Genomic DNA, 13,534 nt, shown 5'->3' with positions numbered 1-13,534 from the left:
GCTATAGTTCACTTTATTCCACCCCTTCCATTAATTTATCCTAAAATTTACTACAGTGTTATAGCAATTAGAATAACTAAAAGCATAAATAAATATTAAATATTTGCAATTTTAAATGCAAACAAACTTATTATGATTAGAACTGAACTTATTCGTAGTTGCTTTAATCATTATTAATATATTTACTTCAAAGTAAATCTAGTACCTATTAATAGATTATACTACTATTAATTTAATTACAAGAGTTTTTTGATTAAATATTCACTTTTTTTGTTGACAATTCTTTATTAATCATGCTTGTTTTGGGGTTTTCATCCATATTAGTATTCTATCATACTTTTATTACATACAATTTACTAGATCACTATTAATTTAATTAATAGATTATTAAAAAGCTGCGCTCTGAGCGCAGCTTAGCTTTACATTTTTAAAGAAACGTACTTGCTTTCAAGAAATTCCTCTAACCCTTCATGGCCTCCCTCACGGCCAATCCCGCTTTGCTTGAAACCACCAAATGGCGCCTGGGCAACCGATGGGCCGCCGTCGTTTAAACCGACTACCCCGTAGTCCAGCTTTTCTGCAACTCGAATCCCGCGGCTTAGATCAGTGGTAAATAAGTAGGCGGCAAGCCCGTAAATCGTATCGTTTGCCCGTTTGACGACTTCTTCTTCTGTCTTAAAAGTAGATATCGGTGCGAGGGGGCCGAATGTTTCCTCTGACATGCATGCCATGTCATCCGTTACTCCTGCTATGACAGTTGGTTTAATAAACAGCCCGTCACTGCTGTTTCCTCCTGTTAGTACTTCTGCCCCTTTGTCTTTTGCATCTCGAATATGGGTAAGGACTTTATCAACTGCATCTTCATCAATCAGTGGACCAATGTCTGTCTCCTCGTTCAATCCATTCCCCACTTTCAGCTGCTCGACTGCTTGTTTCATTTTCGTTATGAATGCTTCAGCAATCGATTCATGCACGTAGATACGATTGGCGCATACGCACGTCTGTCCGCCATTACGGAATTTGGAGGCGATTGTTTCTTGGACAGCGTTATCGATGTCGGCATCTTCAAACACAAGGACCGGTGCATGCCCGCCAAGCTCCAAAGAGATTTTCTTAACGGTTTGCCCCGCTTCACTCATAAGAGTGCGGCCAATTTCCGTAGAGCCGGTAAACGTCAACTTGCGGACACGCTCGTCTTCCTGCCACGCTTTTGAGATGTCACTTGTTGACCCAACAACAACGTGGAGCACGCCTTTTGGCAATCCTGCTTTTTCAGCAAGCTCTGCTAGTTTCAATGCAGTCAATGGCGTTTGCGATGCTGGCTTGATCAGCACTGTGCAGCCTACTGCCAACGCCGGTGCCACTTTCCGCGTAATCATAGCGGCCGGGAAGTTCCACGGTGTAATCGCAGCGATGACACCTACAGGCTGTTTTACCACAAATAAACGTTTATCAGGAGATGAAGCCGGAATGGTTTCCCCGTATATGCGTTTGCCCTCTTCTGCATACCACTTTATAAATGAATTGGCATAGGCGATTTCCCCTCGCGCTTCATTAATTGGTTTGCCTTGTTCCATTGTCATTAATCGAGCTAGTTCCTCTTTCTGTTCAGCAATAAGATCGTGCCACGCCTCTAATATGGCGCTTCGTTCATAAGCTGAACGCGCTGCCCATGCAGGCAACGCCTCGTAGGCGCCATCGGCTGCGACTTTTGCCTCCTTCGCTCCTCCTTTCGGCACCGAGCCGACAACTTCGCCGGTAGCCGGATTCACCACGTCAAATACATCCAGCTCTTCGCTAACCCATTCGCCATTTATAAAAAGTTTCATCTTATCGAACTCCTTTGAGGCTTTTTTATTCTGTTCCCTTTCCCTCTATATGTAAACGTCGAAAAGAGGCTCTGATCTAGTGAAGACAGCACCGATATTTTTTCAGAAAGAATTGAATTATCGATTTAATAAATGTATACTAAACACATGTATGTAACCGCTACCAATTTGAATGAGGTGCCCCATGCCAACTGAATTGCCTTTACGCCAACTGCAAAACGCTTTAAAGCACCAGTTTGATGTGTATGAAGACGACCATCTTGGCCATCTCCCACTGCGCTTCAGTGCCCATTATCAGCGGCGCGATGAACGTTATGTCCTTTCCAAGAAAGCAACAGTCTGGAGCGTTGAAAACAACCAGCACTTTTTCTTTTATGAGCCAAAAACAGCAACAATGGACACATTTTCTGAATTTGTGCGCCAGCTTGATGCTCATATTCACACAAACGCAAACCATTCATCTCAGCATATGTCGTCGATTTACATCGGACTGCTGCTAACAGCAACAGTGCCTTCGCCTGAGCTGTGTCAAGCGGCACGCCGTTGCCGTAGCTTATCATTCGTCAAATGGGGCTTGCATGGCTGGGCAGAACGCTATGCAGGAATTTTGCTTCAAGACGGAAGCGAGCTTTACGCGCACAAAAAAGGGAAGCCCTTTATTGAACCATTTCTGCAAATTTATAAAACGTGAGGTGGTCTTGTGAATTTTGTGACGCTTATGCTTATTTGCGTTGCCTTGTTAATTGTCGCCTATTTCACTTATGGAAAATACTTGGAGCGTCGCTTAAAAATTGACGGACAACGGACAACGCCTGCACATACGTTCTATGACGGACAGGAGTATATTCCGACGAAAACGCCTGTACTGCTTGGCCATCATTTCACGACAATTGCAGGCGGCGGTCCGATTACTGGGCCAATTGCCGCGATTGTGTTCGGCTGGCTGCCTGCCGTTCTATGGATTATAATCGGCAGCATTTTTGTAGGCGGCACCCATGATTATGCATCTTTGCAAGCTTCCATTCGCCATAAAGCTAAGTCGATTGGCGAAGTCATTAAAGAACATATGGGGAAACGTGGGCAGTTAATGTTCTTAGCCTTTTCGATAGCGACGTTAATTTTGATCATTGGCGTCTTTATCATTCTAGTTGCAAATACGTTTGTGTCCTTTCCAGGCGCAGCCACTGCTTCCCTTTTGTTTATTGCTGTCGCGATGGGTTTCGGCGTTCTTGTCAACCAAGTGCGCATCCATTTAGCGCTTGCAACGTTGCTTGGCGTCGTCGCCATGGCACTATCGGTTTGGATTGGCCTAAGCTTTCCAATCACCCTTAGTGCTACTGCTTGGTCGCTCATTTTAATCGTTTACGCCTATTTCGCGTCCGTGTTGCCTGTCTGGTTTTTACTACAACCCCGTGATTACTTAAATTCATTTTTGCTCTATTTTCTAATTGGTGGCGCATTTTTAGGTTTGTTAATCGCTAGGCCTACTATTCAAATGCCTGCCTTTACCGGTTTTTATAATGATACGCTCGGCTTTTTGTTTCCCATTTTGTTTATTACAATTGCATGTGGGGCGATTTCCGGCTTCCATTCACTCGTTTCGTCGGGAACAACGTCCAAACAGCTGAATAACGAAAAGAATGGCCGCTTTGTCGCTTACGGTTCCATGTTAATCGAAGCATTTGTTGCCATCATCGCGATTGGTTCCGTTGCTTATTTAACACTTGACCAATTTAATGCGCTTATGGCCGAACTGAATGATCCGATTAGTGTGTTTTCCGTGGGCATTGGACACTTTATGAACACGTGGGGATTGCCTGTGGCAGCTGGTGTTACGTTTACGGCACTCGCTGCATCGGCATTCTTAATGACAACACTTGACTCGGCCACGCGGCTCATGCGTTATGCTGTTACGGAACTAGGCGAAAGCATCAACGTGCAGTTGCTTCGTAATAAGCATACGGCAACCGTACTCGGCTTAATAGGAGCAACGACGCTTGCCCTTTCCGGCACATGGCAAAGCGTATGGCCGCTGTTTGGCGCCGCCAACCAAATGCTTGGGGCGTTGGCTCTCCTTGCCATTACCTTATGGCTTGTGAAAACAAAATCGAAAGCATTGTTTGTGATCATCCCTATGGTGTTTATGTTTATTGTCACCACATCAGCGCTTCTCGTTATGATGCATTCCAATTTTCTTGCCGGTGATTACTTGCTCGTTGTTGCTTCTTTCATCCTATTTGTGATGTGCGTATTCCTCGGCATCGAGGGGGCCCGCAGTGTTACAAAACCTAAAAACAAGCAAAAACCAACTGATTTAAACGCATAAAAAGCATGGGGCGTCTGCCCCATGCTGAAGTTATTAACAAAGTAAGTCGATAATGCCCTTCAGACTGATAGAAAACGCTTGTCAAACGTTTGAATGCTTTGCTGCCAAAAAGTTAAATGGTCTTCGTCTCAAGTGTTTGCCGGGCTTCCTTCGCTGCCTCCACCATCACCTTTAATGCAGCCACTGTTTCTGGTTCTTGCCGTGTTTTCAAGCCGCAGTCAGGATTGACCCAAAATTGCTTTGGATGTAAGACATTCAGCGCACGCTCAATGTTACGGGCAATTTCTTCTTTAGCCGGAACGCGGGGGCTGTGAATGTCATATACACCGAGGCCAATGCCTTTGTTATACGTGTACTCTTCGAATGATGAAATTAGTTCCCCGTGGCTACGGGACATTTCGATTGAAATGACGTCTGCGTCAAGCCCGTCAATCGCTTCGATAATATCTTGGAAATCAGAATAACACATATGCGTATGGATTTGCGTTTCTGGCTTTACTTGGTTGACCGTCAACTGAAAGGCCGTTACCGATTGGTCAAGATAGCTTTGCCATTTCGCGCGCTTAAGCGGCAATCCTTCCCGCAAAGCAGGTTCATCTACTTGAATGACGCCAATTCCATGTTTTTCAAGGGCAAGGACTTCTTTGCGCAAAGCGAGAGCAATTTGATTAACCGCCTCCCCTTCCGTAATATCAGCCCTTGGAAACGACCAATTGTAAATCGTGACTGGACCAGTTAGCATCCCCTTAACCGGTTTGTCTGTTTTGGATTGGGCATAAACCGTTTCTTTTACAGTCATTGGTTGTTTAAAGTAAACATCTCCGTAAATAATTGGCGGTTTGACACAACGTGACCCATAAGACTGAACCCAGCCATATGTAGTAAACTGGAAGCCGCCAAGCTTTTCGCCAAAAAATTCAACCATGTCTGTCCGTTCAAATTCGCCATGGACAAGGACGTCGAGCCCAAGCTGTTCTTGGATAGCGATCCAGCGGTCTATCTCGGCGTTAATGAATGTTTCATAGCCAGCACTGTCCAATTTTCCTTTGCGCCAGTCTAACCGTTTTTTACGGATCTCTTTTGTTTGTGGAAAACTGCCAATCGTCGTCGTCGGCAACAGCGGCAGTTTCAGTTTGGCCGCTTGCAACTTGGCACGCGTAGGTGCGTCTAGACCACGGGATGGGTCCTCGCTGCTGATTTGTGCTACTTCTTGTTGGACCGATTGATTGTTCCGGGCTTCTGAAGCATTTAATCGCCCTAACGCGTGTTTGCTCGCTTCTAATAACGAAGGTGGCTCGTGACCGTTGACCACTTTCGCCAATGAAACGATCTCGATTATTTTTTCATCCGCAAATGCAATCGCTTCTTTTAATTCATCTGCTATTTTCTCTTCTGATTGGACCGTTACTGGCACATGCAAAAGGCTAGATGATGGTTGGAGAATGAGCCTTTCCCGTTCAACTACCTGTAACACTTCCTTTAGTTCGGCATTGACAGCTGTAAGATCCGTCCGCCAAATGTTACGTCCATCAATAACGCCAAGTGCTAACAGCTTATCGTTTGGAAATCCGTTTACACGAAGATTTTGAAATGTTTCTTCTTTTCCAGCTACAAAGTCAAATCCTAGCCCCGCAACTGGCAGCTGTATAAAACGGTTATAGTCAGCGACGCTCTCAAAATAGGTTTGCAGCAAAAGCTTGGCGTTTGGCGCTAGTTTCGCTAATGACTGATACGTTTCCTCGACAACAGCCCACTCTGCTTCGGTCACATCGCCAGCCAAAATCGGTTCATCTACTTGAATCAATGGCGCGCCTGCCTGTGCCAATTCAGCCAGTACTTGTCCGTACAAAGGCACAAGTGTCTGCACATGTTCGGAGAAGGATTTATTTCCATATTGTTTTGCTAGTTTCACAAAACTGACTGGCCCAAGAAGTACCGGTTTGCCGTTAATGCCAAGTTCACTTTTTGCCTCTTCGTACAAACGTAGCCAGCGGTTATCGACAAGGGCTGGTTCTCTGCTAGCCGTTAACTCTGGGACAATATAGTGGTAGTTGGTGTTGAACCACTTTGTCATTTCGGCTGCGACAGCATCATCCGTTCCCCGGGCAATCGCAAAATACGTTTCCTCCTCCACTTTTCCGCCAGCATACGCAAATCTTTCTGGCACAATTCCGAAAGCAACAGCCGTGTCTAACACATGGTCATAATCACTAAAATCGCCTACCGGAATGAGATCAAGGCCGAGCTGTTGCTGTTTTTGCAAATAAGATAGCCTTAACGATTTCTGTTCCTGCAAAAAATCAGTTTTTGAGCGCTTTCCTGCCCAAAACGCCTCAAGGTTTTTTTTCCATTCTCGCTGGCCGCCAATCCGCGGATACCCTAATGATGAACTTCTCACTTTGCTCAAATTTCTCCACCCCTTCATGTTTTTATCATCGACAAACAAAAAATCCCCATTACGTAATTAAAAGGGATTTGGAAAGTTAGCCAATTGTTAACTCGCGCCTCGGCACAAACATTCCATTGGCTTTGTTATCCACTCCTCTCTATATCCACGTAGAGTCAAGCAGTACAAACAGGCAGGCAATCTGACTTCACGAATAAATGTTGCATCTCGTGTCACAGTGGCGGGACCGTCCTGGATTTTCACCAGCTTCCCCTTTTAAGCGGCAATAGCCGCACCTGGTTGCATCTATAAAATTGAAAAACACCCGTTCCGGGATTGGAAAGGGTGTTGTTTTCACGAAATGAATCCCCTTATCTGCCAAAGTTCCCTTTGCTGGATTTAGCACCTTTTCATCGCAATGAATGGTTGCTGAAGCTTCATTGGGCCAGTCCCTCCGCTTCTCGTTATAAGAGTGTTTTTATGAAAATGTGTTGTTCATACTGTAGCATGAGTTTTCATAGTTGTCAAAACAAAAATAGAATCCATTTTTATTGCAAAATGTGACACGATTCTCGTAAACTATAAAAACGCAAACGAATATTTTTAAAAGCAGGTGATCGTTTTTTGAAATCAAAGTCGTATTCTCAGGCAAACAAAATTGGTCTCGTGCTTGGCCCGATTCTGGCTTTGCTTGCTTTTTTGCTCATCCCAGACGATGCCATTGGCTATGAAGGGCGCGTTGTTCTTGCCACAGTCGCATTAGTCGGCACTTTGTGGGTAACTGAGGCAGTTCCAATGGCAGCTGCTTCCTTAATACCGCTTATTATCATCCCCTTATTTGGCGGTGCACCGATTGACGTTGTATCGAGTGGCTATTCGGAACCTGTAATTTTCATGTATTTAGGCGGCTTTATTCTCGCAATTGCGATTGAAAAATGGAATTTACATAGGCGAATGGCTTTATCCATTATTGATTTTATTGGAACAGAAAGCCACAAAATCATTTTGGGCATTATGTTGGCGACAGGCACGCTTACGCTATTCATTTCAAATGCCGCTACCGCTCTTATGATGTTGCCTGTTGCCCTTGCTCTTATTTCTGAAGTTCGCGAAAAACACATTTTAACCGGGGAAAACGTACACTATTTTGCTAAAGCGATTTTGTTAGCGGTTGCATACACAGCCACGATTGGCGGGCTTGCCACTTTAGTTGCTGCCGTGCCCAATGCGGCCCTTGCCGGTATTGCTAGCATTCAGTTTGGTATTGAAGTCACTTTCTTGCAATGGCTTATTTTCGCTGGCCCTGTTGCAGTGGTAATGTTTATTTGCCTCTATTTCTATTTGACAAAAATCCGGTTTAAAGTCAAAGTCAAGCAACAACGCTCTGTCGGATTTATTAAAGAAGAAAAGAAAAAACTAGGGCCTATTCAAACGGAGGAATGGATCGTCATTGTCGTATTTCTTATCACCATTTTCCTCTGGGTCGGAAAACCCGGTATTCTTTGGCTAGCAAACACCTTCTCAGCCTTGGTGTTTCTCGATAACCTCGGAAACTTGCCTGATGCAAGTGTTTCGATGTTAGGAGCGATCTCACTCTTCTTTTTACCAAGCACTAAACAGGGTGAACGGATTTTAAAATGGGAGGACTTAGCAAAACTGCCATGGGGCGTTCTCATTTTATTTGGAGGCGGGCTTGCCTTAGCGAAAAGCCTTGAATCGTCAGGCGTAAACGACTGGATTGCCGTAGCGTTAGAAGGACTTGAAAAATACGCGGCCTTTATTGTGATTCTTTTGCTAGTAGTCATTGTACTGGCGATGACTGAGATTTTATCGAATACCGCTGTCGCCAATTTGGTGCTGCCAATTGCGGCCGGGTTAGGAGTGGCTATTGGCATGGATCCCCTCTTTATGATGGCTGCTGTTGCGCTCGCTGCAGGCTCTTGTTACATGCTTCCTGTGGCAACACCCCCTAATACGGCCGTCTTCAGCGCAGGTGAACTGGATATAGCCGACATGGTTAAAGCAGGCGTATGGCTAAACATTCTTAGTGTCATTGTTATTACACTGGCCGTCTACTTTTGGATGCCTGTAGTCTTCGGAATTTCAAGATAACAATCCACATAATCCATTAAACGAGTAGAGAACGCTTATTAGCCGAAGGAAGAACGAGAGCGTTTTGCTACAAACTGATGCCCATGCTCTAGAGTGTGGGTTTTTTTATGCCGATCACGCACTTATCTTTTCTATGTCCCAACATTTCCCCAGGCAAACACCTTTTTTTCTTTGTGGAATCTGTTAAAATAGGAGAGTTGATTGATAAGGAGGAACATCGATGCCTAAACGAAACGATCTGTGCCCATGCGGGAGCGGAAAAAAATATAAAAAATGCTGTATGAATCGCTCATCTAGCCAGGCGATGGTCGTACAAGACGAACTAAACCAGCTTGAAACCGAATTGCTTTACATGGCATTTACCCGCTATCAAAAACAGTTAACAAATTGGGTGCAAAGCTACCATTCCGTTTATCCTGAGGCTGATAAAACGGTGACTGAAACACTTTCAAGCATGTTGCTTGTTTGGTTGATTTTCACAAAGCCCATTCAAGAGGATGAGACAACGATTTTTGATGTTTTTTATGAAGGGAAAAAGAGAAAGATCAAACGCCCAAAAACTGCTTTCCTGTTGGAAACTTGGAAACACACGCGCCCAGCTGTTCTTGAAATTAAACAGCAAACGGATGAGCGCGTGTACAGAAGCGTCGATTTGTTAACGGGACAGCAGATCGACCATACATTGCCAACTGAACATGAGAAGACTGCACGACCAGGCTCCACTGTCATCGGCTTTCCGGCAAAATCTGATGCGCACATGTCCTTTATTGGTCCTGTTATTAGCCATTTGCCTGAAAAAACGGCTGCTATTAAACAAAAAGTCGCTTCGTTTGTAAACGAAACAGAAGACGCCTTTTTGCAGAAGTGGCCGCAGCTGTTGTCCGCCCTTTTAAATAGCGAACAGGCTCCAACAGTTGCTCCTGATCAGTTTCGCTGGCATACAGACAAACAAAAGGAAACAGCCGAAGCATTGCTCAATGGCCTCCGCCTTGATCGATGCCCGCCGGAAATTGAAATGCTTGCCTTAGAGAAATGGAACCAGTTTTGCCAGGAACAGAATCCGGCAATCCGCAAGCCAGCAGCGTACGCTGCTGCGATGGAATACGCCCTTCAAACAATTGCGCCTATTTCTGCTACACAAAAGGCACTTGCTAAAAAGTATGGTGTTAGCCCATCAACAATTTCCGCTCGCTCTGCAGAAATTGTGACTGTGCTAAAAGAAACAGCAACGGCCTAATGGCTGAACAGCCAAAGTCTTCGCTTTGGCTGTTCGATTCTCGTTTACGCGCCTTGCGCTTTTGTTATCGTCTAGCTTCAGGCGCCATCAGCTCGAGACGCTTCGGGCCATCAGCTCGAGGCGCTTTTGTTAAAAGGAGGGATTTGATGCGTAAGGGTTCTTCGCTGCTCACTGTATGCGTAACTGTGTTTTTTATCATTGTCATCTCAGCAGCGGTTCTCGCATTCATCTTTGGTATATATTATTTAGGGATGGCCGGTTTGTTCCAACTGCTAGGCATCGGCTATGACTCTGTTCAAGCTTTAGCTTTGTTTGTCTTGCTTTTTTTGCTGCTCGGCATTTTTGTTGAATTGTTTGTTAAAGTGTTCAATACGTTGCTTCTCCCTGCTGTCGCAAGCAGACTGCTTCAGAAAATACTAGAATTTTGCATAAGGTATACATTCACACTTCCTGTTGTTTTTTTGCTTAACCACTATATGTCTACCATCCATATTAAACTGATGTCCCAAGCAGCCCTTGCTGCGTTTGTCGTCGTAATAGAGATGCTCATTGACAATGAGGATTACAGCCAGAAAGGCTGATAGAAGTTTGCTTACCGATAGGTGCTTGCCCTTAGGCAGGTGATCTATTTTGTTTAATAGACGGAATATTATGATTTTATACCCGCTTTTCTACTTCCTATACTAGTACGTCCCTCTTATTTTTAGCGTAACTTTTACAATCTATTACATTATAAAACACTATTAAGCGGTTTTTTCTGCTATGATTTGAGTAGGCCCATTTGGTGCTGATCATCTTTTAAGGAGGAACAATATGCCGGTACGAAAATCAATGCGACACATGATTCTGCTTGTTTTTACTCTATTCGTCTGTTTAACCGTCCCACAATCCGCTTCTGGAGAAACAGGTGAAAAAACACTTCATATCATTCATACGAATGATATCCATGCTAGCTTTGACGAGTACGGGAAAGTAGCAGCTTACATACAGAACAAGCGGCAATCGTCCGACCATTTTCTGTATGTCGATGCCGGCGATTTTGCGAGCGGCAATCCTGTCGTCGATTTAAACAACGGAAAGCCAATGATTGATGTATTTAACCTTGCTGGCTTAGATGCGTTCACTATTGGCAATCATGAGTTTGACTACGGACAAGACCATTTAAAAACGAACATGGAACAGGCAGACTTTCCTTGGCTTGCGGCCAACCTTGATACAGGGGCGACGGGTGTCGAAAATACGAAACCTTATGTGTTAATAGATGCAGATGGCATCTCCGTTGCATTATTTAGCTTAACGCAAGCGCCGCCAGCAACAGCACCAGCAAATGTAATTGGTATGGAATTCGATAATGATTATATTGGAACAGCACTTGCTTATAAGGACGAGCTAGAAAGTCAAGCTGATGTCATTATTGCTCTAACTCACATCGGCTACGACCAAGACCGCCGCCTTGCAAATGAAGTCGAGTATTTTGATGCGATTATAGGTGGCCATTCTCATACGACGTTAAACGCTCCTGCTGTTGTAAACGGCACGCCAATTGTCCAAACGGGTTCCAATTTGCAACATATTGGTGAACTCGATTTCACCTACAATGAGACAACTGATGAAGTAACCGAAGTTTCAGGCCAGCTTACTGCGGTATCCTCCTTAACAGAAACAGACGAAGACGTCCAAGCAGTTATTGACAAGTACAACGAAGAGATGGATGAGCTTCTCGGCAAAGTAATCGGCTATTCAAACACCGGGCTATCCCGTGACGGACGCTATGATCGCGATGCTCCTCTCGGCAATTTTTGGACAGATGCCATGCGCGCTTTTGCCGATGCAGATATTGCCTTAACGAATAATGGCGGCATCCGCGACAGCATTGCCCCTGGCGAAGTGACATTAAACGACATCTATAAAATTGAGCCTTTTGCCAACGAGATCATGGTAATTGAAATGACAGGCGAAGCGATTGAAAACGTCATCGCTTATTCATACGCCCGTGATGATCGCAACCAAATCGATTTGCAAACATCAGGACTGCACTACGAAATCATAACAGGAATGACAGGCAACTTTATTGACGTGAACCTATCTATCGATGGCCAGCCACTTGAGGCAGACTCCACTTATAAAGTCGCAGTTGCTGACTATATTGGTACTGGCGGATCAGGCTACCATTTTGAAGGCGAAATCTTACAAGAAACAGTAGGCCTAATGACGACGGCAATGGAACAATATGCTTTGGAACGTACGGCTGCAGGCCAAGCGCTTGACTATGAAAGCGAGGGGCGGATTGCTTTAAAAGTGGATCCAACTGCGCCAAATCCAGGGGAAATCATCGGCTCGACGAACACTGGCCTTTATTCTGAAAACAAAAACAAACAAGATGTTGGCCTTGGCAACTTATACGCCGATTCAATTCGAGCTAAAACAGGCAGCGACTTTGCGCTATTAAACAGTTCTTCCATCACTGGAGAAATTCCTCCAGGCTCGATTACAGACAAACAAATTGAAGCTCTTGACCGTTATGGCAACACCATTGTAGTAGTCGAAACGACAGGTTCCCGCCTAAAAGAAGTTTTGCTCGAACAATCACGTTACCATCGAGGCGTTGATTTGCAAGGTTCGGGCTTGACTTACACGCTCATTCCAGACGAGAACAGCGTCTTTAACGATGTGACTATACTACTTGAAAACGGCGAACCACTTGACCTTAATGGAACGTATACTGTCGCTTATAACGACTATATGCATGCCTCAACCTTTTACAACCTTGGCACGGCTATTGATAACAGCTACGGCCCTGTTTGGCAAGCTGTCGTTGATTATGTATCTACGCAAACAGAGCCAATCGATTATACAGAAGGAAGCCGCATTGCCATTGAAGGCAAAGAGCCGGAAGACCCTACTGGCACACTGACTGTCGCAGAAGCAATCGCCAACAACTCAGGCACAAAGGCAGTCAAGGGCTACATTGTCGGGTCGATCAATAACAACCGACCTATTATCGGTGAAGGAAGCCACGCCCCTTCTAACTTGTTATTGGCAGACTCACCAGATGAGACAGACAGGGCGAAGATGTTGCCTGTTCAGCTTGTGAACGGCACGCCTGTCCGAAATGGGCTAAACTTAGTCAACAATCCTGAAAACATTGGCAAACAAGTACGGATAACAGGTTCGCTAGAAACTTATTTTGGAACGCCAGGCATGAGAAATCCATCAACATACGGTTTTATCGAAGAACCAGTTGAACCAGACCCCGAGCTGCCAGCATGCGATTATAAAGCGTGGGACAAAACTGCCATTTATACAGCTGGCGACCGCGTCGAGCATGAAGGCGATTTTTATGAAGCCAAATGGTGGACACAAGGAGAAAATCCTGCTGCTTCAGGAAGGTGGGACGTCTGGAAAAAAGCAACTGATTGCTATGAGGAGCCTGATGGACCACAAGAATGGCAGGCAGATGAAATCTACACTGCCGGTGATCGTGTCTACTATGAAGGCCAGCTGTACGAAGCCAAATGGTGGACGCAAGGTGAGAATCCGAGTGAATCGGGACAGTGGGATGTTTGGAAAAAAGTAAGCAACTAACACAAAAAAGTCGGGAGCACTCCCGACTTTTTTGTTTATAGCGATTCATTCATGATACA

At 44.9% G+C, this 13,534-nt stretch carries 8 protein-coding genes and 2 riboswitches; of the genes, 6 read left to right on the top strand and 2 right to left on the bottom strand.

Annotated elements, in window-relative coordinates; all coding sequences use genetic code 11:
• Positions 1-419 precede the first annotated feature (419 nt).
• Positions 420-1,829 carry an NAD-dependent succinate-semialdehyde dehydrogenase gene (locus V5G21_RS16575; protein ID WP_073303907.1) on the bottom strand — a complete coding sequence of 470 codons (1,410 nt, stop codon included), beginning with the start codon at positions 1,827-1,829 and terminating at the stop codon, positions 420-422.
• A 184-nt stretch (positions 1,830-2,013) separates the two neighbouring features.
• Between V5G21_RS16575 and V5G21_RS16570 the strand changes: the two genes are divergently transcribed.
• Complete coding sequence (locus V5G21_RS16570; protein WP_011246295.1) at positions 2,014-2,520, top strand: hypothetical protein; 507 nt, start codon at positions 2,014-2,016, stop codon at positions 2,518-2,520.
• Between the two features lie 9 nt (positions 2,521-2,529).
• Positions 2,530-4,155 carry a carbon starvation CstA family protein gene (locus V5G21_RS16565; protein WP_011246294.1) on the top strand — a complete coding sequence of 542 codons (1,626 nt, stop codon included), beginning with the start codon at positions 2,530-2,532 and terminating at the stop codon, positions 4,153-4,155.
• Between the two features lie 112 nt (positions 4,156-4,267).
• Here the strand turns inward: V5G21_RS16565 and metE are convergent, their stop codons facing one another.
• The gene (metE, locus tag V5G21_RS16560; RefSeq protein WP_041823739.1) at positions 4,268-6,562 is read right to left on the bottom strand and encodes a 5-methyltetrahydropteroyltriglutamate--homocysteine S-methyltransferase; all 2,295 of its coding nucleotides are present in this window, start codon (positions 6,560-6,562) and stop codon (positions 4,268-4,270) included.
• Between the two features lie 154 nt (positions 6,563-6,716).
• Positions 6,717-6,856: riboswitch (cobalamin riboswitch) on the bottom strand.
• Positions 6,857-6,909: 53 nt separating this feature from the next.
• A riboswitch (SAM riboswitch) is annotated at positions 6,910-7,014 on the bottom strand.
• Between the two features lie 151 nt (positions 7,015-7,165).
• Here metE and V5G21_RS16555 point away from each other — a divergent pair.
• The 4 genes from V5G21_RS16555 (at position 7,166) to V5G21_RS16540 (ending at position 13,475) form a co-directional block, all read left to right on the top strand.
• Positions 7,166-8,653: an SLC13 family permease gene (locus tag V5G21_RS16555; protein WP_011246292.1), complete on the top strand. Its 1,488-nt coding sequence runs from the start codon at positions 7,166-7,168 to the stop codon at positions 8,651-8,653.
• A 220-nt stretch (positions 8,654-8,873) separates the two neighbouring features.
• The gene (locus V5G21_RS16550; protein ID WP_011246291.1) at positions 8,874-9,890 is read left to right on the top strand and encodes an SEC-C domain-containing protein; all 1,017 of its coding nucleotides are present in this window, start codon (positions 8,874-8,876) and stop codon (positions 9,888-9,890) included.
• A 146-nt stretch (positions 9,891-10,036) separates the two neighbouring features.
• Positions 10,037-10,471: a regulatory YrvL family protein gene (locus V5G21_RS16545; protein ID WP_011246290.1), complete on the top strand. Its 435-nt coding sequence runs from the start codon at positions 10,037-10,039 to the stop codon at positions 10,469-10,471.
• A gap of 232 nt (positions 10,472-10,703) precedes the next feature.
• Positions 10,704-13,475, top strand: coding sequence for a 5'-nucleotidase C-terminal domain-containing protein (locus V5G21_RS16540; RefSeq protein ID WP_011246289.1), 2,772 nt, complete (start codon positions 10,704-10,706; stop codon positions 13,473-13,475).
• Positions 13,476-13,534: the final 59 nt, after the last annotated feature.

This window comes from Shouchella rhizosphaerae, from assembly GCF_036700015.1.
GTDB lineage: Bacteria > Bacillota > Bacilli > Bacillales > Bacillaceae_D > Shouchella > Shouchella rhizosphaerae.
Note: the sequence above shows the minus strand (reverse complement) of the source record. Positions and strands in the feature narration are given on the sequence as shown.